Raw genomic sequence first — 24699 nt, forward strand, 5'->3', positions numbered from 1 at the left:
TCTTACGACGAGATCTCCCACGGATTGATCACGCTGATGCCGCACGGAGCGAAGTCCGCCACGTTCCGTGTGACGATGGTCATGCCGTGAACGAGCGCCGTAGCGGCGATGTACGCATCCCGCTCAGGACGCGGATCGGGCACATGCAACCGGGCGCAACGCTGCGCCACGCTCGAATCGAGCGGCAAGGTCCGATCCGCGAATTCGGGAACGACGCGGGTGCGTATCCACGTGCGAAGGCGTTCCCCCTGTTCGGCGTCGCGCCGCTCCATGCGAAGAATGCCGAGTTCCAGTTCGAACAGCGTCACGGCTGAAATATAGAAATTCGCCGCGTCTTCGCCGGAGACCCAGCGCGTGACGTTTGCATCGGCTTTACCGTCGCCTGCCTTGCGCAGTTCCGAGATCACGTTGGTGTCGAGCAGATACATCATTCGAAGTCGGCTTCCTTGGGAAGCGCGCGCGAACGCGGGAATTCGACGTCGATATCGGCCAGGCCCGGCATCGAAAGCGCATCGACCAGGCTTCGCTTGTTGCCGGCGAGGCGCTGATACTCCTCGATGCTCAACAGCACGTGAGCCGGCTTGCCGCGGTCCGTGATGAACACGGGACCGTTTTTGGTTGCCTTCTTTGCACGCGTCACGTCCTGATTCAATTCGCGGCTGGACAAAGTTGTGATGGTCATGACGAACCCTCCCTCTAATGTAGTAATGTTACTACCTTCGAGAGAGGTTTTCCACTTGACGCCGCTTTTTCAGACCTTCCCCGCCGCCACCTCTTCCGGCTTCAGCTCGACGATCGCATCGAGCGCGTCCTTCACGTCCATCGCGTATTTCGCGAGGCGTTTCTCTTCTTCCGTTTCCGGGACGAAGGCCGGCACGGGTGTCGGCTGGCCTTTTTCATCGACGGCGACGAAGACCATCAGGCAATCGGTCGTCTGCTGAAGCTCGCCGACTTTCGGATCGCCCGCGTGCACGGAAATGTGGATGTGCATGCTGGTGCGCCCCGTCGTCACGACACGGGCGCGCAACTCGACCAGATTGCCGACGAGAATCGGCCGACGGAAGCGGATGTTGCCCACGCTCACCGTGACCGCGTAGCGGCCGGACCACATCGCGGCGCAGGCGTAGGCGGTTTCGTCGATCCATTTCATCAACGCGCCGCCGTGCACCTTGCCGCCGAAGTTCACCGAGGTCGGTTCGGCGAGAAAGCGGAAGGTGGTTTCGGCGCGGCTTTTGGGGACGGCGGGAATGGGAGATGAGGTCGGCGTATTCATGGGAAGCCCGTCTGATGCGGAAATGAATGCCGATTATAGGGTCGGCAATATTCAATCGTGGACGGTAATGCCCTGATCGATCGTGCCGTACATCGTGATGCTGCCGCCCCCCGCCGATGACGACGGCCCGCCCGCGCAGCCCGCACAGAGCATGAGCGCGCCCAACACGCTCGCGAGAATGAATCTGGACATGTGAATCTCCCTTGCTGCTTCGGAATGCCAGCGGTCATTCTAGCGCCGCGCTTCGTGCATCGACATTTCGGCGCGCGGTGAAACGTCGGTTGCGTGATCGCGCTAGAGTGGGTGAATCGCCTTACTTCGCTTAAGAGGGACACAGCCATGAACCCCGCTTTCGACGACGCCGATTCCCGCGTGCGCCATTTTCCCGGACTGTCGCGTATCGGCGCGCTGATCGCCGATCCGGGCCGCGCCGCCATGCTCTGGTCGCTGATGGACGGCACCGCGCGCCCCGCCGGCGAACTGACGATGATCGCGGGGCTGTCGCCATCGGCGGCGAGCGGGCATCTCGCCCGGCTGACCGAAGGCGGACTGCTCGCGCTCGAAGTGAGCGGACGGCATCGGTACTACCGGATCGCGACGCCGGATATTGCCGCGGCCATCGAGGCGCTCGCCAATCTCGCGCGGGCGAGCGCGCCGCAGCGCGCGCCGGAACGCCCGCCGTCCGCCGTGCCGGTGGAGATGCGTTTCGCGCGCACCTGCTACGACCATCTCGCGGGCGAGCTCGCCGTGCAGCTCTTCGACGGGATGATCGCGCGCAACTGGCTCGCCGCCGCCGATCTCGACGAACAGGCACACGGGCCCGCCACCCTCGACGCGACACCGGAAGGCGCGCACGCCTTCGCCGAACTCGGCATCGATCTGAAGGCGCAGCGCGCGCGGCGGCGGCGCTTCGCGTGCACGTGCATCGACTGGAGCGAGCGCCGGCCGCATCTGGGCGGCGCGCTCGGCGCGGCTTTTCTCGAAGCGTGCGAGTCGCGCGGCTGGATCGAGCACACGGCCAAACGCCGCGTGTTGCGCGTGACGCCGGCGGGACATCGGCATTTCGAGGATTTCCTGTCCGCGCGATAAAGCTTTGTTACGCGCGCCTGCGCGCCGTTACAAACGGCATCGTACGGATACAGGCGCGGGCGATACATTGATCCGGCAGGCCTCGCGGACCTACAGCGTCGAACGGAGACGCGCGCGCGGCCGTCGGAGAAGACGATGAAAATCAGGACCATCGCGACCGCCACGTTGTGCGCGGCGCTAGCGGCATCGGGGCTGAATGCGCTTGCGCAGACGCCGCCCAATGTGGCGGCGCAGTCGGAACAAGGCGATCCGCCCGGGCGCATCGCGCGTCTGAATTACATGGCGGGCACGGTGACGACCGAACCGGCGGGCGCGTCCGACTGGTCCTACGCGCAGATCAATCGTCCGCTCACGACGGGCGACCAGCTCTGGAACGACGAAAACGCGCGCTCCGAGCTGCATATCGGTTCGACGGCGGTGCGGCTCGGTTCATCGACGGCGCTTTCGGTGCTCGCGCTCGACGACAACACCGCGCAGCTCAAAATCGCCCAGGGCACGCTGTCGACGCGCGTGCGCGAGCTTGCGCCCGGCACGCGCTATGAAATCGACACGCCCAATACCGCGCTCGCGATCACGACGCCCGGCGACGTGCGCGTGGACGTCGCGCCCGATGGCCGCGCGACGACCGTGACGGTGCGAAGCGGCGGCGTCACCGCATACGGCGACGGCGGCGCGGTGCAACTCGCGGGCGGTCAGCAGATGACGTTCGAGGGCACGAATCTGCAACAAACAGCGGCGAACGCCGCGCCCGCGCCGGACGCGTTCGATCAATGGGCCGCGAGCCGCGACGCGTCCGAGGATCGCTCGGTTTCGGCGCGTTATGTATCGCGCGATGTTCCCGGCTATCAGGATCTCGACGCCAACGGCACGTGGCGCACCGATCCGTCGTACGGCGCGGTCTGGGTGCCGAATGCCGTTTCCGCCGACTGGGCGCCGTATCGGCAGGGACACTGGGCGTGGCAGGAGCCGTGGGGATGGACCTGGATCGACGACGCGCCCTGGGGCTTCGCGCCGTATCACTATGGCCGCTGGGCGTACATCGGCTCGCAATGGGCGTGGGTGCCCGGTCCGATGCAAGCGAGCGCGCCGCCCGCGTATTCGCCTGCGCTCGTCGCATTCGTCGGCGATGGCGGCGGCGGCGTCGACTGGAACGTCGCGCTGACGGTCGGCGGGATCGCGGCGGCAGGCGTCGCGTGGTTTCCGCTCGGGCCGGGCGACGCGTGGCGTCCGCATCACGACGGCTGGAGTCCGCGCTACTACGAACGCGTGAACCGCAACGTCTATGTGCACAACACGTTCGTCAACTACCGCGTGCCGCGCGGACTGACCGCCGTGCCGACGAACACGTTCGTGCATGGTCAGCCGGTCGGGCGTCAGCCGTATGCGGTCGATCCGTCGCGCTGGCGCAATCCGCGCTTCTTCGCGGGTGCGCCGGGCATCACGCCGACGCGCGACAGTTTCGCGCCCGCTGCGCGACGCGCGGATTACCGGCCGCCGCAGGGCGGATTCGGACGTCCGGTGGTCGCGACGCGCGCGCCGGTCGCGCCGCCGGCTTTTCATGACCGGTTCGTCGCGCAGCAGGAACACGATGCGCACGGATACGGCCCGCGCAACGAACCGGTGCATCTCGTGGCGACGCATGGTCCGGCGCGTTCGGTGATCGCGGGCGGCGCGCCGTCCGCGCCCGTCCCCGCTCATGGGCAGCCCATGCAGGCGCATGGCAACGGCGTTCCGCGTCCGCCGCAGGCTCCGCAATTCGGCGGCAGCGATTTATCGCGCGGACATGCTGTTCCGAACGAAGCCCGCGCGCCGCAGCACGCGTTTCAGCCCGGCAGACCGCCGCAGCAAGGACAGCCATCGATGGCGGCGCAGCCGCAACACTGGGGGAACGCGCCGCACGCCGAGCACGGCGCACCCGCCATGCCGATGCAAGCGATGCAATCGATGCAGCCGCAGCCCGGTCACGCGCCGCAGCATCAGCCGCCGACGGAAGCCTATCGTCAGCCGCCGCGCGCGGAGCCGCGTCATGAGATGCCACAGCCTCGCCCGCAGCAGGAAGCGCAGCGGCCGCAGATCCATCAGGAGCCGCCACGTCCGCCGATGCATCAGGAAGTGCATCAGGCGCCGCCGCAGATGCAGCATCAGGAGCAGCACCCTCAGCCTCAGCCCCAAGCCCAGCAACCGCAGCAGCAGCATGGCGGCGGCAACAACAACAACGAGCATCATCGCGGTTGAGACGCACAATGCAAAACGCGCGGCCTAAGCCGCGCGTTTTTTGCATGCGAACCTGCGACCGCGGGTTCTCAGACCGCCATCGGCGCCGTAAGCGGATCGTGATGCTTGTAGCCTTCGAGCGCGAAATCCGTCGGCTCGATCTTCTCCAGCCATTCCGGCTCGTAGCGCTTTGTTACCGCGTAATCCGGCACGCGATCCGAGATGATCAACTGCGGCGACGGCAGCGGCTCGCGCTTCAGTTGCTCGTGCAGCATGTCGAGCTGATTCTCGTAGATATGCGCATCGCCGATGAAATACGTGAACCAGCGCGGCTTGAAGCCCGTCAGCCGCCCGACGAGATGCAGCAGCGCCGCGCCTTCGGTCAGATTGAACGGCGTGCCGAGCCCGACATCATTGCTGCGAATGTACAGACAGAGCGAAATCTCTCGCGTCACCGCGTTCGGGATGAACTGATACAGCAGATGGCACGCGGGCAACGCGATCTCATCGAGTTTCGCCGGATTCCATGCATGAAACAGGATGCGCCGATCGGTCGGGCGCTCGATGATCGTGTCGAGACACTGACGCAACTGATCGATCGCCTTGTACAGCAGCACCTGCTCGCGCCCGTTTTCGACGAAGCTCGTCACGAGCTGGAAGCCGCGATTCGTGGCGTCGGCGATCTGATCGCCCGCGCAGGCATCGACGAGCTTGTACGCGGGCCATTTGCGCCACTGCACGCCGTAGACATCGCCGAGATCGTCCGGTCCTTGCCGGTACGGGTTCTCGAGCCATTGCGGATTCTCGTTCGCGTTGGCGTCCCAGACCTTGCAGCCGAGCGCGCGAAAATCCGCCGCGCTCTTCGACGCACGCAAAAAGCCCACCAGTTCGCCGATCGCCGACTTGAACGCGAGTTTTTTCGTGGTCACGGCCGGGAAGCCCTGCTGCAAGTCGAACCGCAGCATCGCGCCGGGCATGCTGATCGTCCGAATGCCCGTGCGGTTCTCCTGCCAAGTGCCGGTATCGAGGATCGTCTGGACGAGCTCGAGATACTGTTTCATTCGATGTTCCCTGGAATCGCTGCGCGCCCTCGCGAACGGAAGGCGTAAACGCAAGATTTTACCAAGCGATGGATACCGGCGCTTAGAGCAACGGCACGAAAAAACGGGCGCCTTATGGCGCCCGTCCGATGAATGCCGGTCACTTCGCGGTCAGCCGCGCGTGGCGTGCTCCGAGGGCGCATCGACCTCGATGTGACGCATCCCGTGCGCGCTCAAAAGCCGATACAACGTCACGCGCGAGATGCCCAGTTCGTGCGCCGCATCGCCCAGACGCCCGCGATGACGCAGCAGCGCAAGTTCGATCGCCTGCCGCTCGGCCGCCTCGCGCGCCTGCGCGAGCGACACCGGCGCGACTTCGACATACTCGCCGAGTTCGAGATCGCGCGCCGTGATCTGACGCCCTTCCGACATCACGATCGCCCGTCGCACGCGGTTGATCAGCTCGCGCACGTTGCCGGGCCAGCCGTAGTTGTGGATGGCCGCGATCGCATCGGGCGAGAAGCCGCGCAGACGCCGGCTCGCGTCCTTCTTGAAGCGGTCGAGCATGTGCTTCGCGAGCAGCTCGATGTCCTTGCCGCGCGCGCGCAGCGGCGGCTCGTCGATCTGCAGCACGCACAGACGATGGTACAAGTCCGCGCGGAACCGCCCTTCGATCATCGCGGTCTGCATGTCGACGTGCGTCGCCGAGATGATGCGCACGTCCACCGGCGTCGAGCCGTGGCCGCCCAGGCGCTCCACCTTGCGCTCCTGCAGGAAGCGCAGCAGGCTCGCCTGGCTTTCGAGCGGCAGATCGCCGATTTCATCGAGGAACAGCGTGCCGCCATTGGCTGCTTCGACGCGGCCGATCTTGCGCTGATTCGCACCGGTAAATGCGCCGCGTTCGTAGCCGAAAAGCTCCGATTGCAGCAAATGCGCGGGAATCGCGCCGCAATTGATGGCGACGAACGGCTGATCGCGACGCGCGGAACGCTCGTGGATGGCGACCGCCGTCAGCTCCTTGCCGGTGCCCGATTCGCCCGAGATGAACACGGGCGCGTCGGTCATCGCGACTTTGCGGATCGAGCGGAAGAGCGCGAGCATCGCGTCGCAGGAACCGACCATCTCACCCTCGGCGCGGCCTTCGCTGCGCGCATCGTTCGACGCGGCGTCGTGCAGCGAAACCATGCCGTACGCATGACCGACCGAATCGACGATCCGGTCGTTCGAGGTCGGCAGCGTCACGTAATCGAAACAATAGTCGCGAATCAGCCGCCGCACGGCAGCGTCTTCCAGTTGACCGGCCACCGTGGCCGCGACCCAGCCCACGTTGGTCATCGTCAGCGACGATTCGAACGCCGCCAGTTCATGAGATTCGAAATGACTCGACAGATCCAGCAGCCCGCCGGTCGCCAGATCGCTGCGCAGCGCCTTGCGTGTGTCGCGCGCGCTCGCGACGATTTCGATATGCCACCCGCGCTCCTCGAATCGCGCGCACAGCGTCTCGCTTGGATCGCGAGTCACATAGATGAGTTGCCGCCGAGCGACGTCCATTATTCAGATCCTTTGTTCAACATTCGTTGAAAAGGTCACGTAGTTCAAGGCTCGCCCTACATCGCAGACTTCCTCGCTCTCTCACGATTCTCGCAAACGTCAGGAGAGAGACTTGCCACTCGATACGTTGCCCCCGGGACACGGCGTGATACACCAAGCACCCTTCCACGAAACCCTTTATTTCTGATTCTGCGCCGTTTTCGAGAGACTACTATAACCCAGAAACCCCGAAAACAAATATCGCGAGAGACGCCGGATTAGCCACAAAACCCTGACAGGACGGGCTTGTCAAGAATTTCTCACACGATTATTAAAATCTTTGCGCACAATTTAATAAGACAAAATCTTATACCGATTTCGCGACGACTTCATGTTTTTCTGCCTTCATGTTTCAGCGGTGAAACGTTTTCATACGGAATTTCGCATCGCGGTTCGCAGCATTTTCGCGGCTCCATGTGCGACAAGGCTTTGCGGCCGATGGCACGTAATTCGCTCGATTTGTGACGGCCTCGGAAGGTAAACGATATTTCTACCGAACGAGCGTTCATATTTGTTCCTTTCAACCTCTGCTTAATCGTTCGTACCGATCGGACGATTACTTTATTTCCGGACAATTCCGCTCCGAGGAATAATTACCTTTGGGTTATGTCGTTACGATGGCACGCGATAGTTCAATAAGGCGCAACGAAACAGGCTGCGCGCGGCAAACCGGAGAGAACGCGGACGAACTCGACGAGACGCGTCTGCCGGAGAATCGCCGAACCGGTTCCGGAGTCAGCGTCACGCTCTGGGACGAGGTCACGCCTGTCCCCTTGCACACGACGACGCCGCTCGCGGACGAGTCGCCGGAGTCGTGAGCCGCCGCGGCGCGCGAAGCGCCGGGCGAGGCGAAGGCGTCGGTTAGAATCGAAACCCCGGCGGCGCGGCCCGCGCGCGCCAGTTTCCCGACCTCCCTTCTCATGACGATGCTGACCCTGATCGTCGCCCGCGCGCGCAATGGCGTGATCGGACGCGACAACCAATTGCCCTGGCGCCTGCCCGAAGATCTCGCCTTCTTCAAGCGCACGACGATGGGCGCGCCCATCATCATGGGCCGCAAGACGCATGAATCGATCGGCCGGCCGCTGCCCGGGCGGCGCAATATCGTCGTGTCGCGCGACGGCGCACGGCGCTACGAAGGCTGCGATGTCGTGACGAGCATCGAAGCGGCGCTCACGCTCGAGCCCGCGAAGGAAGCGTTTCTGATCGGCGGCGCGCAGTTGTATCAGGACGCCATCGCGCGGGCGGACAAGCTGATCGTCACCGAGATCGACGCCGATTTCGACGGCGACACGCGCTTTCCCGCGCCCGATCCGGAACTGTGGCGCGAAGTGTCGCGCGAGACGCATCGGGCGGCCGCGCCGAACGATTTCGCGTTCGCGTTCGTGACTTACGAGCGCATCGCGCCGTCGGAATAAAGCCGGAATGAAGCTGGAATAAAAAAAGGCTCCGGATGCGCTCCGGAGCCTTTGTCTTTTCGACGGATGCGCGTGGCTTACTGGCCCGCGACCGTCATCCGCTCGATCAGCACCGAGCCGATTTCCTTCGTGCCGCGCACGACGGTATCCGCGCCGATTGCCTCGATGTGGCGGAACATCTCCTGCAGCGTGCTCGCCACCGTGATTTCCTCCACGGCATGCACGATCTTGCCGTTCTCGACCCAGAAACCCGACGCGCCGCGCGAATAGTCGCCCGTCACGTAGTTCACGCCCTGCCCCATCAGTTCGGTGAGCAGAAGCCCGGTGCCGAGCTTCTTGAGCATGGCTTCGAAGTCGTCTTCGGGTTTCGTGTGCGTGCTCGTCATCGTCAGATTGTGCGAGCCGCCCGCGTTGCCGGTCGTCTGCATGCCGAGCTTGCGCGCCGAATACGTCGACAGGAAATAACCCTGCACCACGCCATCTTCGACCACGCTGCGGCGCTGCGTGCGCACGCCTTCTTCGTCGAACGGCGCGCTGCCCATGCCGCCCTTCACGTGCGGATCTTCGACGATCTGGATATGCGGCGCGAACACCGGCTTGCCCAGGCTGTCGACGAGAAACGTGGTCTTCCGATAGAGCGCGCCGCCGCTCACCGATTGCACGAACGCGCCGAGAATGCCCGCCGCGAGCGGCGCCTCGAACAGCACGCGGCACTTGCGCGTGTCGAGGCTTCTTGCGTTCAGCCGCGCGAGCGCTCGTTCCGCCGCGTAGCGCCCGACCGCTTCGGGCGCGGCCAGCGCCGATGCATCGCGCCTGGACGTGTACCAGTCGTCGCGCTGCATGTCGCGGCCGGCTGCCGCGATCGGGGCACACGCGATGTAGTGACGCGAGTACGGATAGCCCGCCATGAAGCCGCGCGAGGTCGCGAGCACGAACTGCGAATGCTGCGCGGACACGCTCGCGCCTTCCGAGTTGGTCACGCGCTTGTCGACGGCGAACGCGGCGGCTTCGGCGCGGCGCGCGATGTCGGCCGCTTCTTCGGCGTCGATGTCCCACGGATGATAGAGATCGAGATCCTGCGGCGACTGTTCGAGCAATTCGGCTTCGGCAAGGCCCGCCGCGCTGTCTTCCGCCGTGAAGCGCGCGATGTTGTACGCGGCGGCCACCGTGTCGCGCAACGCGTCGCGCGTGAAGTCCGCGGTGCTCGCGTTGCCGCGCTTCTTGCCGATGAACACTGTCACGCCGACCATCTTGTCGCGATTGTGCTCGATGGTCTCCACTTCGCCGCGCCGCACGCTCACCGACAGGCCGTCGCCTTCGGAGATCTCGGTGGCGGCATCGCTCGCACCGAGTTCCTTCGCGTAGCGCAGGATGTCGGAGGCGATCTCCTTCAGTTCGTCCTGCGTATGCGGGAAGTAGCGTTGCTTGACGTCCATGTCTGCTGCCATGTTGGGTTGCCTTTGGAAGTCGGGCGTGTCGCGCCCGTGCATGTCGTGATTGCTTCGGGATTCCCGGCCGATGTCGCTCATCGACACGCATCGGACGGCGGGACCGGTGTATCACGCGATCATAGCAAGGACGGCGTGCATTCACCCGCCAAGCTTTGTCGCAGCGCCCGGCGCGCGGCGGCAAAAGCGATGCGGCCGCGAGCTACAATGTCGGGATGAACCGTAAAACCCGCATTCAACCGATCGATTCCGGCCGCGACGACGCTCGCGAGGCCGACGAAAACGGCTACGACCGTCCGAGCAAATCCCAGCTCAAGCGCGAAATGCACGCGCTGCAGGAGCTGGGCGAAGCGCTCATCGCACTGCCGAAAGACGCGCTCAAACGCATGCCGATGCCCGACGATCTCGGCGACGCCGTGCGCGAGGCCCGCCGCATCACCGATCACGAAGGCAAGCGCCGTCAGTTGCAGTACGTCGGCAAGCTGATGCGCTCGCTGAACGAGGAAGAGATCGCGGCGCTGCGCACGGCGCTCGACACGTATCGCGGCGTGAACAAGGGCGAAACCGCGCGCCTGCACTGGATCGAGCGCACGCGCGAACAACTGCTCGCCGACGACGCCGCGCTCACCGAATTCATCCGCACGCACCCGGGCGTCGATCCGCAGGAAGGCCGCACGCTGATCCGCAACGCGCGCAAGGAGCGCGAGCAGCAGAAGCCGCCGCGCTATTACCGCGAACTGTTCCAGTGGATCAAGAACGCGGCGGGCCCCGAAAACGACGACGAGATCGAAGACGACGAGGACGATCGCGATGACGACCACGCGTGACGAGCTGATCGTCGGACTCGTGTCGATCAGCGATCGCGCGTCGTCCGGCGTGTACGAGGACAAGGGCTTGCCGTCGCTCGAAGCATGGCTCGGCGAGGCGCTCACGACACCGTTCAAAACCGAGACGCGGCTCATCCAGGACGACGCCGCGACCATTTCGGCGACGCTCGTCGAACTCGTCGATACGCACGGCTGCGATCTCGTGCTGACGACGGGCGGAACCGGCCCTTCGCGCCGCGACGTGACGCCCGAGGCCACGCTCGCCGTCGCCACGAAGCCGATGCCCGGCTTCGGCGAACAAATGCGCCAGATCAGCCTGAATTTCGTGCCGACGGCAATTCTTTCGCGGCAAGTCGCGGTGATTCGCGAAACGGACGATCACGCCGCGCTGATCATCAATCTGCCGGGGCAGCCGAAGTCGATCCGCGAAACGCTCGAAGGATTGAAGGACGCGGACGGCAAGCCGAAAGTGCCGGGCATTTTCGCGGCCGTGCCGTATTGCATCGATCTGATCGGCGGGCCGTATATCGAAACGCGGCCCGACGTGGTCGCCGCGTTCCGTCCTAAAAGCGCGATCCGTCCGCCGAAGAATTAAGACGCGGCGGCGGGCGCAGCCGGAATCAGGAAATGCTGACGGTAGTACTTCAGTTCGTCGATGGACTCGTGGATATCGGCGAGCGCCGTATGCATCGCGCGTTTCTGGAAGCCCTTGTAGATCGCCGGCTGCCAGCGGCGGCACAGTTCCTTCAACGTGCTGACGTCCAGGTTGCGGTAGTGAAAGAACGTTTCCAGCTCGGGCATCCAGCGCGCCATGAAGCGGCGGTCCTGGCAGATCGAGTTGCCGCACATCGGCGACTTGCCCGGCGGCACGTACTGGCCGAGAAAATCGCGAATCTGGCGCGTGGCTTCGGCTTCGTCGACCGTCGAGACCTTCACGCGCTCGGTCAGCCCGGAGCGGCCGTGCGTGTTGCGATTCCACTCGTCCATGCGGCCGAGCGCTTCGTCCGTCTGATGAATCGCCAGAACCGGCCCTTCCACCATCTTGTCGAGCGTCGAATTCGTGACGACCACTGCGATCTCGATGATGCGATCGTTGTCCGGATCGAGTCCGGTCATCTCCATGTCGAGCCACACGAGGTTCATGTCGCTGCGCACGAGTGTGTTTTCGTCTGATTCGGGAGTGGCGGAGATGTCGGTCATGAAAAGCGGCCTGAGAGAGGGGAAAGCCATGCCGCACAGTTTCTGAGCGCGCCGGCACGGCCTAGAACCTATAATTCTCGCATAGTTCAATCGGAATTCCCGGATGGCCAACTTCACTCTCGCCTTCTCGACGATCTTCGTCGTCGCCCTCGTCGCGATGGTCTCGACCAAGCTGTGGCTCGCGTCGCGGCAGATCCGCTACGTCGCCGCGCACCGCAACGGCGTGCCCGCGCAGTTCAGCGGCACGATCCCGCTCACCGCGCATCAGCGCGCCGCGGACTACACCGTCGAGCGCACGCGCCTCACCATGATCGAAGTCGTCACGAGCGCGGTCGTGCTCGTCGCGCTGACGCTGCTCGGTGGCGTCCAGGCGCTCGATCTCGCCATTTCGGACTGGCTCGGCCGCGGCTATCTCGGGCAGATCGCGCTGGTGGCGTCGGTGGTGGCGATCACGAGCATCATCGACTTGCCGTTCGACTACATCCGTCATTTCGTGATCGAAGAGAAGTTCGGTTTCAATCGCATGTCGAAGAAGCTCTTTTTCGCCGATCTGGTGAAGGGCACCGGTATCGCCATCGTGATCGGCGCGCCGCTGCTGCTGCTCACGCTCTGGCTGATGGACCGCGCCGGCACGTTCTGGTGGCTGTGGACGTGGATGGTGTGGGTCGCCTTCCAGCTCCTCGCGATGGTCATCTATCCGACCTTCATCGCCCCGCTCTTCAACAAGTTCGAGCCGCTCAAGGACGAGGCGCTCGTCGCGCGCATCACGAATCTGATGTCGCGCACCGGCTTCGCGGCCAAAGGCCTGTTCGTGATGGACGGCAGCCGCCGCTCGGCGCACGGCAACGCGTATTTCACCGGCTTTGGCGCGACGAAACGCATCGTGTTCTTCGACACGCTGCTCGCGCGTCTGTCCGGCAGCGAAATCGAAGCGGTGCTCGCGCACGAACTCGGGCACTTCAAGCGCCGTCACGTGCTGAAGCTGATGATCGTCATGTTCGGCATCAGCCTCGTCATGCTCGCGCTGCTCGGCTGGCTCATCCAGACCACATGGTTCTACGAAGGCCTGGGCGTGCGGCCGTCGCTCGTCGGCAGCAACAACGGGCTTGCGCTCGTGCTCTTCATGCTCGTGCTGCCGGTGTTCATGTTCTTCATCACGCCGCTCGGCAGCCTCACGTCGCGCAAAAACGAGTTCGAAGCCGATGCCTTCGCCGCCAGCCAGACCGATCCGAAGGATCTCGTGAACGCGCTCGTGAAGCTCTACGAGGACAACGCGTCGACGCTCACGCCCGATCCGATCTACACCGCGTTCTACTACTCGCATCCGCCCGCCTCGCAGCGCATCGACCGCCTGATGCAGCACGCCGCATGACGCGCGGTTCCGGACGTTCAGGCGCGGGCGCGCGGCTCGAAGGCACGGTGATCGCCGCTCACGGGCGGCACTATCTCGTCACGCCCGAAGACGGCGGCGCGATGCTCCAGTGCTTCCCGCGCGGCAAGAAGAGCGAAGTGGCGGTCGGCGATCGCGTGATCTACGAGCGGTCGTCGGCGGATCAGGGCGTGATCGTCGAGATCGGCGAGCGGCGCAATCTGCTTTATCGATCGGATCAGTTCAAGTCGAAGCTCTTCGCGGCGAACCTCGATCAACTGCTGATCGTGCTCGCCACCGAGCCGCATTTCAGCGAAGACCTGCTCGGGCGCGCGTTGATCGCGGCTGAAGCGCACGGGCTGGAATCGCTGATCGTGCTCAACAAGATCGACGTCGAAGGCGCGCTGCCGCTCGCGCGCGAGCGTCTCGCGCCGTATCGCGAACTCGGCTACACGGTGATCGAGCTGTCGGCGAAGATGGCGCCCGGCGATGTCCATCCGCAACTCGACGCGCGCCTCAAAGACCGCTCGACGATCCTGCTCGGGCAGTCGGGCATGGGCAAATCGACGCTCGTGAACCTGCTCGTCCCCGACGCCGACGCCGCCACGCGCGAGATTTCATCGGCGCTCAACAGCGGCCGGCACACGACCACGTTCACGCGTCTTTACAACCTGCCCGGCGGCGGCTCGCTGATCGATTCGCCGGGTTTTCAGGAGTTCGGCCTGCACCATCTTTCGGAAGGGCAGCTCGAACGCGCCTTTGCCGATTTCCGGCCTTATCTCGGACATTGCCGCTTCTACAACTGCCATCATCTGCACGAGCCGGGCTGCGCGGTGCTGGAAGCCGTGGAAGCCGGAAAGATCCGTCCCGAGCGCCACGCGCTCTACGCACAACTCGTTCACGAAGCCAGCCAGATCGTTCGATGAAGCGGCTCACGCGCGCTCCCAATCTCATCACGGCGCAGCATTGGGTGAACGTGCTGGCGACGGCGGGCGTGCCGTGCGAGTTGCACAACCGGTATCTGAATGGCGCGATGGGCGAAATTCCCGCCGATCAGTGCGCGCCGGAAATATGGATCGTCGACGATCGCGACGAAGCGCTGGCCCTGCGCTTACTTGAGCGCGCAAGAAAAGGGCCGGACGCGAACGCCCGGCCCTGGAGATGCAAGCATTGCGGCGAGTGGCTCGAACCGCAGTTCACCGTGTGCTGGAATTGCCAGACGGCGCGCGATCCGCTCGACGACTGATTACGCCAGCCACACGGCGATGGTCAGCATCAGCAGCAGCAACATCCACAGGATGACCGCGCGCCACACGAGGCCGACCGCCGATTGCAACGTGCGCGGCGTGCAGTCGTCGCCGACGGGCAGCGGACTCGCATCGCCGACGGCGAGCGCTTCGACCGAAAGCGGCTCGGCGAGCGGCCCGGCGAGACGCGCGCCCAGCGCACCGCTGCCCGCCGCGAGCAACACGCCTTCGTTCGCATCGGGCCATTGGCGCGCGTGATTGCGCCACGCGTAGATCGCATCCTCGAAATTGCCGACGATCGCAAAGCCGAGCGCCGTCAGCCGCGCTGGCACCCAGTCGATGATGAAGAACGCGCGCTGCGCGAACGACGAAAACTCCTTCGTGCGCTCCGGATTCGGCTTCGACCACGCACGCGCGAGATATTCCGCGATGCGATAGAGCACCGCGCCCGCCGGGCCGATCGGAATCAGGAACCAGAAGAACACGCCGAACACATGCCGATGCGACGCGACCACCGCGTGAACGAGCGTATGCCGCACGATTTCGCTGACGGGCATGTCGACCGTGTCCAGGCCGGTCCATTCTGTCAGCACTTCGCGCGCGCGGGGAACGTCGTCGTTGTTGAGCGCGAGGTGGATATCGGTGAAATAGTGGCTGAACTGACGGAAGCCGAGCGTGAAGTACACGATCACCACGTTCCACAGAAACGCCAGAACGAAGTTGATGCGATACAGGACGTAGTAGACCAGTCCGACGAAGAGCGTCCACGGCAACACGACCACGAGCCACGCGACGATGCCGTGCTTTTCCTTGCCGGCATCGAAACCGTGCGCGGTGGATTCCGCATGATATTGAAGCAACGCCGAAATCGGATTGTGCGGCGATAACGCGCGCATTTGCTCAATGACGAGAGCCAGCAATACGGAGAAAAAAGTCATGCGAAGCGCCGAAACAGTCGGATTAGTTCGAGTTTCGCGTAACGATAGCACAGCGCCCGACGCGTTTAACGCGCCAAGTAATTGCGCGACGCGCAACAAGGGCGCGGACTTTCCGCGCCGTTACGCGCGAGCCACGAGGAAGCGATAAAAATTGCGCAACATGCCAGCCGTTGCGCCCCAGATGAAATAAGGAGCCTTGCCTTCGCCCGGGGAATACGGCATGGCAAAAAAACGACGCTCGCCGCCTTCCCAGCGAAACACGCGCACTTCATGGTTCGCGGGATTCATGAGCCATGCGAGCGGCACTTCGAAAATGTCGGCGACTTCGCGGGTATCGGCCTTCAGCGTGAAAGGCGGATTCACCAGCGCGACGACCGGCGTCACTTTGAAACCTGTGCCCGTCAGATATTCCGGCATCGCGCCGATGACCTCGCAATGCTCCGCGCCGAGCGCCACTTCTTCGTAGGCTTCGCGCAGCGCGGTGGCGGCGGCATCGGTGTCTTCGGGCTCGCGGCGGCCGCCTGGAAAGCTGATCTGGCCGGCGTGATCGGACAGATGATCGGCACGCTGCGTCAGCAGCACGGTCAACCCGCCTTCGCGCACGACGAGCGGCACCAGCACCGACGCCACGCGCGGATCGCCGCCGATCGCCTTGATGCGCTGCTCGCGCTCTTCCTGCGTCCAGTCGAGATTCATCGCGAAACGCGCGCGCAAGCCGTCCGGCGTGAGGCGCTCGGGCGGAACGGGCGGGAGTGTCTCACCCGTCGAGAAGACGGGCATCTTTTCGGGTTCGAGGATGCGGGGAGTCGAAGTCTTTCCAGTGGTGGACACGAGTCGGCTACGGTGCTGTGGAAGTCTCAATTTGAACACACCAAAGAAAAAAGCACCCGCGAGGGGTGCTTTTTCCGTACTGCGTCTGGCCAGGGACTTATTCTGCGGAAGCAGTCTTGTCCTTGAACACCAGCTTTTCCTTGATTCGAGCCGACTTGCCCGAACGCTCGCGCAGGTAGTAGAGCTTCGCGCGGCGGACATCACCACGACGCTTCACGACGATGCTCGCGAGCAGCGGCGAGTAGGTCTGGAACGTACGCTCGACGCCTTCGCCCGACGAGATCTTGCGAACGATGAAGTTCGAGTTCAGGCCACGGTTACGCTTGGCGATGACGACGCCTTCGTAAGCCTGGACACGCTTACGCGTGCCTTCGACCACGTTCACGTTGACGACGACGGTATCGCCCGGCGCGAAGTCGGGGATGCTCTTCTCGCCCAGAACGCGTGCGATCTCTTCCTTCTCGAGTTGCTCAATCAGATTCATTACTGACTCCTTGTGCCATCTTGCCGGAGTTGTGTGCCTTGTATTGAGTCAGGCCCCGGTAGAGGATGGGTTTGCTTCAGGCGCCGATACGGCTCGACGCCCCCATTTTCCCGCTCGTCCGCCCGAAACCTATGCAGGCTTCGACGCTTCCTTTGCGAGTTCTGCGAGCCACGCCTCGTCGGCACGGCTCAACATCTTGCTGCCACGCGCCCGCGCGATCAGATCGGGCCGCTTGTTGAATGTGTTGCGCAATGCTTCGCGCCGGCGCCACGCGTCGATTTCCTTATGATGGCCGCCGAGCAGCACATCGGGAACGCGTACGCCGTCGTACTCTTCCGGACGCGTGTAGTGCGGACAATCGAGCAATACGTCGACGAAACTATCCTGCACCGCCGACTGCGCGTCGTTCAGCACGCCGGGCAACTGGCGCACCACGGCGTCCATCAGCGCCATCGCGGGGAGTTCTCCGCCGGACAGCACGAAGTCGCCGAGGCTCACTTCTTCGTCCACTTCACGGTCGATCAGACGCTGATCGACCGCTTCGTAACGGCCGCACAGCAACACGAGGCCGGGTTCCTGCGCAAACCGCATCACGCGATCGTGATCCAGCTTCGCGCCTTGCGGAGACATCATCACGACGCGTGTGGACGTGATGCCCTGCTCGCGCTGCGCAGCCTTCGCCGCGTGGATCGCGTCTTCCAGCGGACGCGCCAGCATGACCATGCCGGGGCCGCCGCCGTAAGGGCGATCGTCGACGGTGCGGTAATTGTCCGTGGTGAAATCGCGTGGATTCCACGTGCGCAGACCGAACCGCTCCTGCTTCACCGCCCGGCTGGTGATGCCCCAGTCGGTCAGCGCGCGAAACATTTCAGGAAAGAGCGTTACGACATCGAACTGCATCGCTCTCTCCGTAACGTGCCGATGTTCAATAATCGGCGTCCCAGTCGACGACGATACGCTTCGCCGTCCGGTCCACCGTCTTTACATACACGCCGACGAACGGGATCAGCCGCTCCTCGGTGACGGGCTCGCCATCCTTGTTCGTGCCCGGATACTCGATCCGCAGGATGGAATGCGCGCCGTTGTCGATCAGATCGGCAACGCGGCCCAGGGCCACGCCAGCTTCATTCTCGACATCCAGGCCGATCAGATCGACCCAGTAGAATTCGTCGTCGCTGTCGAGCTTCGGGAAATCGCTGCGCGCGATACTCACCGTGTGGCCCTTCAGCGCGAGCGCCGCATCGCGGTCGTCGCAGCCGGCCAAGCGCGCGACGATGGTGTCGGCGTGCACTTTCGACTGCAAACAGCGGACAGACTTGCGATCGCGGCCTTTGACGAGCCACCAGCGTTTGGCGTCCAGCAGTGCGTCGCCGCCCTGCTTGCCGTTCGCATGCGGGACGATCTTGACCCAGCCTTTGAGACCGTATGCGTCGGCGATGAAACCGACTTCGACGGCGTCGTCAGGCAAAGCCTCGACCGGCTCGATGGCGGCATCCTGCGGGTTGCTGCCTTTGTTGCTGCTCGAAACGTCGACCGCCACGCGGCGCGCGCCCGGCTTGCGGACGAACGCGCCAAACGTGGCGGAACCTTCATCTTGCCCCGGCTTCGTTCGGCCGATGTTTTCCGATGCGCGGCCGGATTCAGAATCGCGCGCGGACATCGGCGAACCTTTGGGCAGGTTTCGAGCGGTTGCTACAGCGTCGACTCAACGAGCTCAGGCAGCCGGTTGGGCTTGCTGAGCTTGCTTGACGAGGCGCTCGACGGTCGGCGACAGTTGCGCGCCAACGCCTTGCCAGTACGTCAGGCGGTCCTGAGCGATACGCAGCGATTCGCCCTTCGTGGCGACCGGGTTGTAAAAGCCCACGCGCTCGATGAAGCGGCCGTCACGGCGGCTACGCGAGTCGGTTGCAACGATGTTGTAGAACGGGCGCTTCTTCGAGCCGCCACGAGCCAAGCGGATGATGACCATGCTGAAATCCTTGAAAACCGGGGTTCGGAACAACGAGAACAGGCGATTATAGCCGGATTCCAACGCTCGAACAAACACTTAACGTATTTTTTGGATGCGAGGCGAAGTCCGGCATGAATTCGACGCGTTTCCGGATACCGGAAATCACGCCGATGCGGCAATGTGCCATTGGTGGCGCGCCCGGTCGAGAGCGTAAAATGTCAGACCGGCGTCGGCCCGTACGCGGCGCCCGCCTCCTTCCACCACCGCTTTCGCTGATGACTTCCTCGTCCGTCGCCACGCAATCCGGCTCCAAGCCGGCCGGCAAGCAGGTTCCGCCGTATTTCCGCTCGAAGACGCTGACCGCCGCGCTCGCATTTCTGTTCGGCTACATCGGCCTGCACCGCTTCTATCTGTACGGAATGCGCGACAAGTACGGCTGGGCGCACATCGTCGGCATCATCATGGGCGCGTTCGGGTATCTGCTGCTCGCCGAAACGGAGCGCGCGTCGATTCTCGGCTGGTTGCTGGCCTTTCCGGGCGCGGTTTCGCTGCTCGCGGCGTTTCTGTCGGCCATCGTCTACGGCCTGCGCCCCGACGCCAGATGGGACGCGCAGTTCAACGCGCATACCGGCCGCGACAGCCGCTCCGGCTGGACGGTCATCTTCGTTGTGATCTTTTCGCTGCTGATCGGCGCATTTCTGTTGATGACCGGTCTCGCGCTCACCTTCCAGACCTATTTCGAAACCCAGGTCGAAGCAGCGAAAACACTGTCGCAATAAAACGTCAGCTCAGAACAGATCGAGTTGCGGGCTTGATGGTCCCGCTTTTTTCTCTGGCCGCTGGAACTCGGACATATCGAGAATGCCGCGCTGCCGCGCGTTCAGACCGAGTCGTCTGGTTGCCTTCTGGAAGCGCTGCTTCAGCATGTCGGCCCACAGGCCCTCGCCTTTCATCCGCTTCGAGAAATCCGAGTCGTAATCTTTGCCGCCGCGCATGTCGCGCACGCGGCTCATCACGCGATCCGCGCGATCGGGAAAATGCGCAGCGAGCCAGTCCTTGAAGAGCGGCGCGACTTCCCACGGCAGACGCAACACGATATAGCTCGCGCTCGTCGCGCCCGCCTCGGCGCACGCCTCCAGCACACGCTCCATGTCCGGCTCGGTCACGAACGGAATGACCGGCGCGATGCTCACGCCAACCGGAATGCCCGCCTCGGCCAGCGTGCGGATCGTGCGCAAACGGCGCGAGGGTGTCGCCGCGCGCGGTTCGAGCGTGCGCGCGATATCGGCGTCGAGCGTGGTGACGGTGATCGCCGCCATCATCTGGCCGCGCTCGGCCATCGGCGCGAGCAGGTCGATGTCGCGCTCGATCAGCGAACTCTTCGTGATCGCCGCGAACGGATGACCGCAGTCGTGCAGCACCTGAATGACGCGCCGCGTGAGTTGCAGATCGCGTTCGACCGGCTGATATGCGTCCGTGTTGACGCCCAGCGCGATCGGTTCGGGTTCGTAGTTCGGCTTCGCGAGTTCGCGTTCGAGCAATTCGGGCGCGTTGATCTTCGCGTAAATGCGGCTTTCGAAATCGAGTCCCGGCGAAAGCCCGAGGTAGCTGTGCGTCGGGCGCGCGAAACAGTAGATACAGCCGTGCTCGCAGCCGCGATACGGATTGAGCGAGACGGAAAACGGAATGTCCGGCGAGTTGTTGCGGGTGAGGATGGTTTTCGCGCGCTCTTCGAACACCTGCGTGCGCAGCGGCGGCGGTCCTTGGTCCTCCGAATAGGCAGTGTGCAGCCAGCCGTCGTCGACCCGCTCGCGCGCGTCTTTCTCGTAGCGGCCTTGCATGTTCGTGACTGCGCCGCGCCCCTTCAGCGGAGCGGGCGGCGCAACGGGAAACTCACGATCCGGCGATGACATTGCGACACAATCCCACAATAGATACTGTATAAATATACAGTATCGCTGCTTCGTCGCAAGCAAAAAATCACGTCTCGACGAAAATCTTCAGCGTCTCCTTGATCTCTTCCATCACAACATAACTCTTCGACTGCACCGCGCCCGGCAGTTGCAGCAGGATGTCGCCGAGAAGCTTGCGATAGTCCGCCATCTCGCCGATGCGCGCCTTGATCAGATAGTCGAAGTCGCCCGACACGAGATGGCACTCGAGCACCTCGGGAATCTTCTGCACTTCACGCCGGAACTGCTCGAACATGTTGCCGCTTTTGTGATCGAGCGTGATCTCGACGAACACGAGCAACGCCGCGCCGAGTTCCATCGGGTTCACGCGTGCGTAGTAGCCCATGATGACGCCGTCGCGCTCCATGCGCTTCACGCGCTCGATGCACGGCGTAACGGACAATCCGACGCGCTCCGCCAGGTCCTTCATCGCGACGCGGCCGTCTTCCTGAAGGATGTTCAGAATCTTGTGATCCAGCTTGTCGAGTGCGCGGACCGGATTTCGCTGTGTTCGCATTGGTTTTTCCTGAAAATCGACCAAATACAATAACTAAAACTGCCTCGAAGTCCATACCATAGTCGATAACACTATACGAGCTTCAGTTTGTCGCGTCGATCACCTTAACGCGCGCTCAGACGGAAGTTTCATCGAATCTGGATGGAGATCCCATGCGAATCGTTATTCTCGGAAGCGGCGTCGTTGGTGTGACGAGCGCGTATTACCTCGCTCGCGCCGGCCACGAAGTCACGGTCATCGACCGCGAAGCCGGGCCCGCGCTCGAAACGAGTTTCGCGAATGCCGGGCAGATCTCCCCGGGTTACGCATCGCCGTGGGCGGCGCCAGGCGTGCCGCTCAAGGCCGTGAAGTGGATGTTCGAAAAGCACGCGCCGCTCGCCATCCGTCTCGACGGCACGATGAACCAGTTGCAGTGGATGTGGCAAATGCTGCGCAACTGCACGCAGGATCGCTACACGGTGAACAAGGGCCGCATGGTCCGTCTCGCCGAATACAGCCGCGACTGCCTGCAGGCGCTGCGCGCGGACACCGGCATCTCGTATGAAGGCCGCATGGGCGGCACGCTGCAACTGTTCCGCACGCAACAGCAATTCGATGGCGCCGGTAAGGACATCGCCGTGCTGAAGGACGCCAACGTGCCGTTCGAGCTGCTCACCGCCGACGAACTCAAGAGGGCCGAGCCGGCGCTCGCCGCCGTGTCGCACAAGCTGACGGGCGGACTGCGCCTGCCGAACGACGAGACCGGCGACTGCCAGATGTTCACGACGCGCCTCGCCGCAATGGCCGAAGTCCTCGGCGTCAAGTTCCGCTACAACACGTCGATCGACGCGCTCACCGTGGCCAATGGCCGTATCGCCGGCGTGCAGTGCGGCAAGGAACTGGTGACGGCGGATTCTTACGTCGTCGCGCTCGGCTCGTATTCGCCGAAGCTGCTCCGCGATCTCGTGAAGATTCCGGTCTATCCGCTGAAGGGCTATTCGATCACCGCGCCGATCGTCGATGCAAACCGCGCGCCGGTATCGACCGTGCTCGACGAAACGTACAAGATCGCGATCACGCGTTTCGACGACCGCATCCGCGTGGGCGGCATGGCGGAAATCGTCGGCTACGACAAGAAGCTGAAGCAGGCACGTCGCGAAACGCTCGAAATGTGCGTGAACGACCTGTTCCCGGGCGGCGGCGACACGTCGAGCGCCACGTTCTGGACCGGCCTGCGCCCGATGACGCCGGACGGCACGCCGATCGTCGGCCGCACGCCCGTGCCGAACCTGTTCCTGAACACGGGCCACGGCACCCTCGGCTGGACGATGTCGTGCGGCTCGGGTCAGTTGCTGGCGGATCTGATGTCGGGCAAGCAGCCCGCGATCCGCGCGGACGACCTGTCGGTGCATCGCTACTTCGGCGATGTCGGTGTGAAGACGCGTCCGGGATACGCGAACGCGTAATTCGCTTCATCGCAGGAAAAAACGAAGGCGCCTCATGCAGGCGCCTTCGCCGTTTTCAGAACTGATCTTCGCTCAGCGCGAGCACGCCTTCCTTGCCGTTCGCGCTGACGATCGACGCCTCGATGCCCGGCGCCAGCGACAAAATGTGCTCCGCGAAGAACTCCGCCGTCGCGATCTTCGCCGAGTGGAAGCGCTCGTCCTCCGCGCGCTTCTTCTGCGAAACGAGCATCGCGCGCGCCATCTGCCAGCCGGACAGGACAATGCCCGCCAGCCGCAGATACGGCACGCTGCCCGCGAACACGGCATTCGGATCGCTCTTGAACTTCGCGACGATGAACTCGATCGCGCGCGCGAGCGACAGACTCCCCGCGCTCAGATGCCGATGCATCGACTTGAACGGCTGGCCGTCTACGTCGGCGAGCGCCGCGATGGTCTGATCGATCTGCGCGAGCAGCGCCTGCGCGGTCGCGCCGCCATCGCGCACGGTCTTGCGGCCGATGAGGTCGTTCGCCTGAATCGCCGTCGTGCCTTCGTAGATCGGCAGAATGCGCGCATCGCGATAATGCTGCGCCGCGCCCGTCTCCTCGATGAAGCCCATCCCGCCATGCACCTGCACGCCGATGCTCGCGACATCGACGGACATTTCCGTGGAAAAGCCCTTCACGATCGGCACGAGATATTCATAGATTGCCTGATGATTCTTCTGCGCGTCCGCGTCCGGATGGCCGTGCGCGAGATCGCTGTGCGCCGCCGCGACATAGGCGAGCGCGCGGGCGCCTTCGGTGTAGGCGCGCATCGTCGAGAGCATGCGGCGCACGTCGGGATGATGGATGATCGTGACCGGCGCCTTCGCGCTGCCATCGACGGGACGGCTCTGCACGCGCTCCTTCGCATACGCGACCGCCTGCTGATACGCGCGCTCCGCGATCCCGACGCCCTGCATGCCGACGGCGAAACGCGCCGCGTTCATCATGATGAACATGTACTCGAGGCCGCGATTCTCCTCGCCGATCAGATAGCCGGTCGCGCCGCCGTGATCGCCGTATTGCAGCACGGCCGTCGGGCTCGCCTTGATGCCGAGCTTGTGCTCGATCGACACGCAATGCACGTCGTTGCGCGCGCCGAGCGAGCCGTCGTCGTTGACGAGGAACTTCGGCACCAGAAAGAGCGAGATGCCTTTGACGCCTTCGGGCGCATCGGGCGTGCGCGCCAGCACGAGATGGACGATGTTCTTCGCCATGTCGTGCTCGCCATAGGTGATGAAAATCTTCGTGCCGAAGACCTTGAACGTGCCGTCGCCCTGCGGTTCGGCGCGCGCGCGCACGAGCGCGAGATCGGAGCCGGCCTGCGGCTCGGTGAGGTTCATCGTGCCGGTCCATTCGCCGCTGATGAACTTCGGCAGATAGCGCGACTTTTGTTCGTCGCTGCCGGCGGTGAGGAGCGCCTCGATGGCGCCGTCGGTGAGCAGCGGACACAGCGCGAACGAAAGATTCGACGAGTTCAGCGCTTCGATGCACGGCGTCGCGATGAGCTTCGGCAAGCCCTGCCCGCCGAAGTCCGCCGGATGCACGACGCCTTGCCAGCCGCCTTCCGCGAACTGACGGAACGCGTCCTTGAAGCCGGGCGTCGTCGTGACTTCGCCATTCGCCCAGGCGCTCGGATTGCGGTCGCCATCGACGTTGAGCGGCGCGATCACTTCGCCGCAGAAACGCGCGGCTTCCTCGACGACAGCTTGCGCCGTGTCGAAGCCCGCGTCTTCGTGACCGGGCAGCGCGGCGATGCTGTCGATATCCGCGAGTTCCTTCACTACGAACAGCATGTCCTTGACCGGGGCGTTGTAGTTCATCGTTTTGTCTCCTCCGAATT

At 63.8% G+C, this 24699-nt stretch carries 27 protein-coding genes; 10 read left to right on the forward strand and 17 right to left on the reverse strand.

The genetic code is table 11. The annotated features are described in order from the left end of the window. Positions 1-2: 2 nt before the first annotated feature. The 4 genes from AWB76_RS20840 to AWB76_RS41650 all read right to left on the reverse strand — a co-directional run bounded on the left by AWB76_RS20840 (position 3) and on the right by AWB76_RS41650 (position 1465). The gene (locus tag AWB76_RS20840; RefSeq protein ID WP_208606593.1) at positions 3-431 is read right to left on the reverse strand and encodes a type II toxin-antitoxin system VapC family toxin; all 429 of its coding nucleotides are present in this window, start codon (positions 429-431) and stop codon (positions 3-5) included. Continuing rightward, on the reverse strand, positions 428-682 hold the full coding sequence (locus tag AWB76_RS20845) for a type II toxin-antitoxin system Phd/YefM family antitoxin (protein WP_061162033.1): 255 nt from the start codon (positions 680-682) through the stop codon (positions 428-430). The genes AWB76_RS20840 and AWB76_RS20845 overlap by 4 nt, the downstream gene beginning before the upstream one ends. Before the next feature lie 69 nt (positions 683-751). Then, positions 752-1273, reverse strand: coding sequence for an acyl-CoA thioesterase (locus AWB76_RS20850; protein WP_033537097.1), 522 nt, complete (start codon positions 1271-1273; stop codon positions 752-754). A 51-nt stretch (positions 1274-1324) separates the two neighbouring features. Continuing rightward, complete coding sequence (locus tag AWB76_RS41650) at positions 1325-1465, reverse strand: hypothetical protein (RefSeq protein WP_167357772.1); 141 nt, start codon at positions 1463-1465, stop codon at positions 1325-1327. Positions 1466-1612: 147 nt separating this feature from the next. On the opposite strand from AWB76_RS41650, the gene AWB76_RS20855 reads away from it, so the two are divergent. Beyond that, the gene (locus AWB76_RS20855) at positions 1613-2362 is read left to right on the forward strand and encodes an ArsR/SmtB family transcription factor (RefSeq protein WP_061162034.1); all 750 of its coding nucleotides are present in this window, start codon (positions 1613-1615) and stop codon (positions 2360-2362) included. A gap of 135 nt (positions 2363-2497) precedes the next feature. Continuing rightward, positions 2498-4597 (forward strand): DUF6600 domain-containing protein, encoded by a 2100-nt coding sequence (locus tag AWB76_RS20860; protein ID WP_061162035.1) that lies wholly within the window; start codon positions 2498-2500, stop codon positions 4595-4597. Between the two features lie 68 nt (positions 4598-4665). On the opposite strand, the gene AWB76_RS20865 is transcribed toward AWB76_RS20860, so the two are convergent. Together AWB76_RS20865 and AWB76_RS20870 are read right to left on the reverse strand one after the other, a co-directional pair. Next, positions 4666-5637: a thymidylate synthase gene (locus AWB76_RS20865; RefSeq protein WP_061162036.1), complete on the reverse strand. Its 972-nt coding sequence runs from the start codon at positions 5635-5637 to the stop codon at positions 4666-4668. 150 nt (positions 5638-5787) lie between these two features. Beyond that, the gene (locus AWB76_RS20870) at positions 5788-7167 is read right to left on the reverse strand and encodes a sigma-54 dependent transcriptional regulator (protein WP_061136331.1); all 1380 of its coding nucleotides are present in this window, start codon (positions 7165-7167) and stop codon (positions 5788-5790) included. Between the two features lie 959 nt (positions 7168-8126). Here AWB76_RS20870 and AWB76_RS20880 point away from each other — a divergent pair. Further along, the gene (locus AWB76_RS20880; protein WP_061162038.1) at positions 8127-8624 is read left to right on the forward strand and encodes a dihydrofolate reductase; all 498 of its coding nucleotides are present in this window, start codon (positions 8127-8129) and stop codon (positions 8622-8624) included. 77 nt (positions 8625-8701) lie between these two features. Here the strand turns inward: AWB76_RS20880 and pmbA are convergent, their stop codons facing one another. After that, positions 8702-10072 (reverse strand): metalloprotease PmbA, encoded by a 1371-nt coding sequence (gene pmbA, locus AWB76_RS20885; RefSeq protein WP_061162039.1) that lies wholly within the window; start codon positions 10070-10072, stop codon positions 8702-8704. Between the two features lie 215 nt (positions 10073-10287). On the opposite strand from pmbA, the gene yjgA reads away from it, so the two are divergent. Next, a complete protein-coding gene (yjgA, locus tag AWB76_RS20890) occupies positions 10288-10899 on the forward strand; it encodes a ribosome biogenesis factor YjgA (RefSeq protein ID WP_061162109.1) in 612 nt (203 codons plus the stop codon). Beyond that, positions 10883-11494, forward strand: coding sequence for a molybdopterin adenylyltransferase (mog, locus tag AWB76_RS20895; protein ID WP_061162040.1), 612 nt, complete (start codon positions 10883-10885; stop codon positions 11492-11494). The genes yjgA and mog overlap by 17 nt, the downstream gene beginning before the upstream one ends. Here mog and orn read toward each other — a convergent pair. Next, entirely contained in the window at positions 11491-12099 is a 609-nt protein-coding gene (orn, locus tag AWB76_RS20900; protein ID WP_061162041.1) for an oligoribonuclease, read from the reverse strand. The genes mog and orn overlap by 4 nt on opposite strands. Positions 12100-12202: 103 nt before the next feature. On the opposite strand from orn, the gene AWB76_RS20905 reads away from it, so the two are divergent. From AWB76_RS20905 to AWB76_RS20915, 3 genes are read left to right on the forward strand one after another with little or no spacing between them, the layout of a single operon-like run. Next, complete coding sequence (locus AWB76_RS20905) at positions 12203-13471, forward strand: M48 family metallopeptidase (RefSeq protein ID WP_061162042.1); 1269 nt, start codon at positions 12203-12205, stop codon at positions 13469-13471. Then, complete coding sequence (gene rsgA, locus AWB76_RS20910) at positions 13468-14394, forward strand: ribosome small subunit-dependent GTPase A (protein ID WP_061162043.1); 927 nt, start codon at positions 13468-13470, stop codon at positions 14392-14394. Before AWB76_RS20905 ends, rsgA begins: the two co-directional genes overlap by 4 nt. Then, entirely contained in the window at positions 14391-14714 is a 324-nt protein-coding gene (locus AWB76_RS20915) for a putative signal transducing protein (protein WP_035503235.1), read from the forward strand. Before rsgA ends, AWB76_RS20915 begins: the two co-directional genes overlap by 4 nt. Here the strand turns inward: AWB76_RS20915 and AWB76_RS20920 are convergent, their stop codons facing one another. The 6 genes from AWB76_RS20920 to rpsP form a co-directional block, all read right to left on the reverse strand. Continuing rightward, positions 14715-15653, reverse strand: coding sequence for a CobD/CbiB family protein (locus AWB76_RS20920; RefSeq protein ID WP_061162044.1), 939 nt, complete (start codon positions 15651-15653; stop codon positions 14715-14717). Between the two features lie 120 nt (positions 15654-15773). After that, entirely contained in the window at positions 15774-16433 is a 660-nt protein-coding gene (locus tag AWB76_RS20925; RefSeq protein ID WP_061162045.1) for a CoA pyrophosphatase, read from the reverse strand. 148 nt (positions 16434-16581) lie between these two features. Further along, positions 16582-16968 (reverse strand): 50S ribosomal protein L19, encoded by a 387-nt coding sequence (rplS, locus tag AWB76_RS20930; RefSeq protein WP_061162046.1) that lies wholly within the window; start codon positions 16966-16968, stop codon positions 16582-16584. Positions 16969-17097: 129 nt separating this feature from the next. Next, a complete protein-coding gene (gene trmD / locus AWB76_RS20935; protein ID WP_061162047.1) occupies positions 17098-17868 on the reverse strand; it encodes a tRNA (guanosine(37)-N1)-methyltransferase TrmD in 771 nt (256 codons plus the stop codon). 25 nt (positions 17869-17893) lie between these two features. Then, complete coding sequence (gene rimM, locus AWB76_RS20940) at positions 17894-18628, reverse strand: ribosome maturation factor RimM (RefSeq protein ID WP_061162048.1); 735 nt, start codon at positions 18626-18628, stop codon at positions 17894-17896. A gap of 54 nt (positions 18629-18682) precedes the next feature. After that, on the reverse strand, positions 18683-18937 hold the full coding sequence (rpsP, locus tag AWB76_RS20945) for a 30S ribosomal protein S16 (RefSeq protein ID WP_008342343.1): 255 nt from the start codon (positions 18935-18937) through the stop codon (positions 18683-18685). A 257-nt stretch (positions 18938-19194) separates the two neighbouring features. Here rpsP and AWB76_RS20950 point away from each other — a divergent pair, with 257 nt between their 5' ends. Beyond that, complete coding sequence (locus tag AWB76_RS20950) at positions 19195-19698, forward strand: TM2 domain-containing protein (protein ID WP_061162049.1); 504 nt, start codon at positions 19195-19197, stop codon at positions 19696-19698. A 9-nt stretch (positions 19699-19707) separates the two neighbouring features. On the opposite strand, the gene AWB76_RS20955 is transcribed toward AWB76_RS20950, so the two are convergent. Beyond that, positions 19708-20832 (reverse strand): PA0069 family radical SAM protein, encoded by a 1125-nt coding sequence (locus AWB76_RS20955; RefSeq protein ID WP_061162050.1) that lies wholly within the window; start codon positions 20830-20832, stop codon positions 19708-19710. A 67-nt stretch (positions 20833-20899) separates the two neighbouring features. Next, complete coding sequence (locus tag AWB76_RS20960) at positions 20900-21388, reverse strand: Lrp/AsnC ligand binding domain-containing protein (protein WP_061162110.1); 489 nt, start codon at positions 21386-21388, stop codon at positions 20900-20902. Positions 21389-21540: 152 nt separating this feature from the next. Between AWB76_RS20960 and AWB76_RS20965 the strand changes: the two genes are divergently transcribed. Then, the gene (locus AWB76_RS20965) at positions 21541-22833 is read left to right on the forward strand and encodes a D-amino acid dehydrogenase (protein WP_061162051.1); all 1293 of its coding nucleotides are present in this window, start codon (positions 21541-21543) and stop codon (positions 22831-22833) included. A 55-nt stretch (positions 22834-22888) separates the two neighbouring features. Here the strand turns inward: AWB76_RS20965 and AWB76_RS20970 are convergent, their stop codons facing one another. After that, positions 22889-24679, reverse strand: coding sequence for an acyl-CoA dehydrogenase (locus AWB76_RS20970; protein WP_061162052.1), 1791 nt, complete (start codon positions 24677-24679; stop codon positions 22889-22891). Positions 24680-24699 lie beyond the last annotated feature (20 nt).

The organism is Caballeronia temeraria (assembly GCF_001544795.2).
Taxonomy (GTDB): domain Bacteria; phylum Pseudomonadota; class Gammaproteobacteria; order Burkholderiales; family Burkholderiaceae; genus Caballeronia; species Caballeronia temeraria.

Excerpts from the sequence above, each read along its gene's own strand:
- trmD (WP_061162047.1), bottom strand. The coding sequence starts at position 17,868 with ATGCAGTTCGATGTCGTAACGCTCTTTCCTGAAATGTTTCGCGCGCTG.
- AWB76_RS20865 (WP_061162036.1), bottom strand. The coding sequence starts at position 5,637 with ATGAAACAGTATCTCGAGCTCGTCCAGACGATCCTCGATACCGGCACT.
- yjgA (WP_061162109.1), top strand. The coding sequence starts at position 10,288 with ATGAACCGTAAAACCCGCATTCAACCGATCGATTCCGGCCGCGACGAC.
- rsgA (WP_061162043.1), top strand. The coding sequence starts at position 13,468 with ATGACGCGCGGTTCCGGACGTTCAGGCGCGGGCGCGCGGCTCGAAGGC.
- rimM (WP_061162048.1), bottom strand. The coding sequence starts at position 18,628 with ATGTCCGCGCGCGATTCTGAATCCGGCCGCGCATCGGAAAACATCGGC.
- AWB76_RS20850 (WP_033537097.1), bottom strand. The coding sequence starts at position 1,273 with ATGAATACGCCGACCTCATCTCCCATTCCCGCCGTCCCCAAAAGCCGC.
- AWB76_RS20920 (WP_061162044.1), bottom strand. The coding sequence starts at position 15,653 with ATGACTTTTTTCTCCGTATTGCTGGCTCTCGTCATTGAGCAAATGCGC.
- AWB76_RS20950 (WP_061162049.1), top strand. The coding sequence starts at position 19,195 with ATGACTTCCTCGTCCGTCGCCACGCAATCCGGCTCCAAGCCGGCCGGC.
- AWB76_RS20880 (WP_061162038.1), top strand. The coding sequence starts at position 8,127 with ATGACGATGCTGACCCTGATCGTCGCCCGCGCGCGCAATGGCGTGATC.
- AWB76_RS20965 (WP_061162051.1), top strand. The coding sequence starts at position 21,541 with ATGCGAATCGTTATTCTCGGAAGCGGCGTCGTTGGTGTGACGAGCGCG.
- AWB76_RS20840 (WP_208606593.1), bottom strand. The coding sequence starts at position 431 with ATGATGTATCTGCTCGACACCAACGTGATCTCGGAACTGCGCAAGGCA.
- AWB76_RS20870 (WP_061136331.1), bottom strand. The coding sequence starts at position 7,167 with ATGGACGTCGCTCGGCGGCAACTCATCTATGTGACTCGCGATCCAAGC.
- AWB76_RS20905 (WP_061162042.1), top strand. The coding sequence starts at position 12,203 with ATGGCCAACTTCACTCTCGCCTTCTCGACGATCTTCGTCGTCGCCCTC.
- AWB76_RS20855 (WP_061162034.1), top strand. The coding sequence starts at position 1,613 with ATGAACCCCGCTTTCGACGACGCCGATTCCCGCGTGCGCCATTTTCCC.
- AWB76_RS20915 (WP_035503235.1), top strand. The coding sequence starts at position 14,391 with ATGAAGCGGCTCACGCGCGCTCCCAATCTCATCACGGCGCAGCATTGG.
- AWB76_RS20955 (WP_061162050.1), bottom strand. The coding sequence starts at position 20,832 with ATGTCATCGCCGGATCGTGAGTTTCCCGTTGCGCCGCCCGCTCCGCTG.
- AWB76_RS41650 (WP_167357772.1), bottom strand. The coding sequence starts at position 1,465 with ATGTCCAGATTCATTCTCGCGAGCGTGTTGGGCGCGCTCATGCTCTGT.
- rpsP (WP_008342343.1), bottom strand. The coding sequence starts at position 18,937 with ATGGTCATCATCCGCTTGGCTCGTGGCGGCTCGAAGAAGCGCCCGTTC.
- pmbA (WP_061162039.1), bottom strand. The coding sequence starts at position 10,072 with ATGGCAGCAGACATGGACGTCAAGCAACGCTACTTCCCGCATACGCAG.
- mog (WP_061162040.1), top strand. The coding sequence starts at position 10,883 with ATGACGACCACGCGTGACGAGCTGATCGTCGGACTCGTGTCGATCAGC.
- AWB76_RS20970 (WP_061162052.1), bottom strand. The coding sequence starts at position 24,679 with ATGAACTACAACGCCCCGGTCAAGGACATGCTGTTCGTAGTGAAGGAA.
- orn (WP_061162041.1), bottom strand. The coding sequence starts at position 12,099 with ATGACCGACATCTCCGCCACTCCCGAATCAGACGAAAACACACTCGTG.
- AWB76_RS20960 (WP_061162110.1), bottom strand. The coding sequence starts at position 21,388 with ATGCGAACACAGCGAAATCCGGTCCGCGCACTCGACAAGCTGGATCAC.
- AWB76_RS20925 (WP_061162045.1), bottom strand. The coding sequence starts at position 16,433 with ATGCCCGTCTTCTCGACGGGTGAGACACTCCCGCCCGTTCCGCCCGAG.
- AWB76_RS20860 (WP_061162035.1), top strand. The coding sequence starts at position 2,498 with ATGAAAATCAGGACCATCGCGACCGCCACGTTGTGCGCGGCGCTAGCG.
- AWB76_RS20845 (WP_061162033.1), bottom strand. The coding sequence starts at position 682 with ATGACCATCACAACTTTGTCCAGCCGCGAATTGAATCAGGACGTGACG.
- rplS (WP_061162046.1), bottom strand. The coding sequence starts at position 16,968 with ATGAATCTGATTGAGCAACTCGAGAAGGAAGAGATCGCACGCGTTCTG.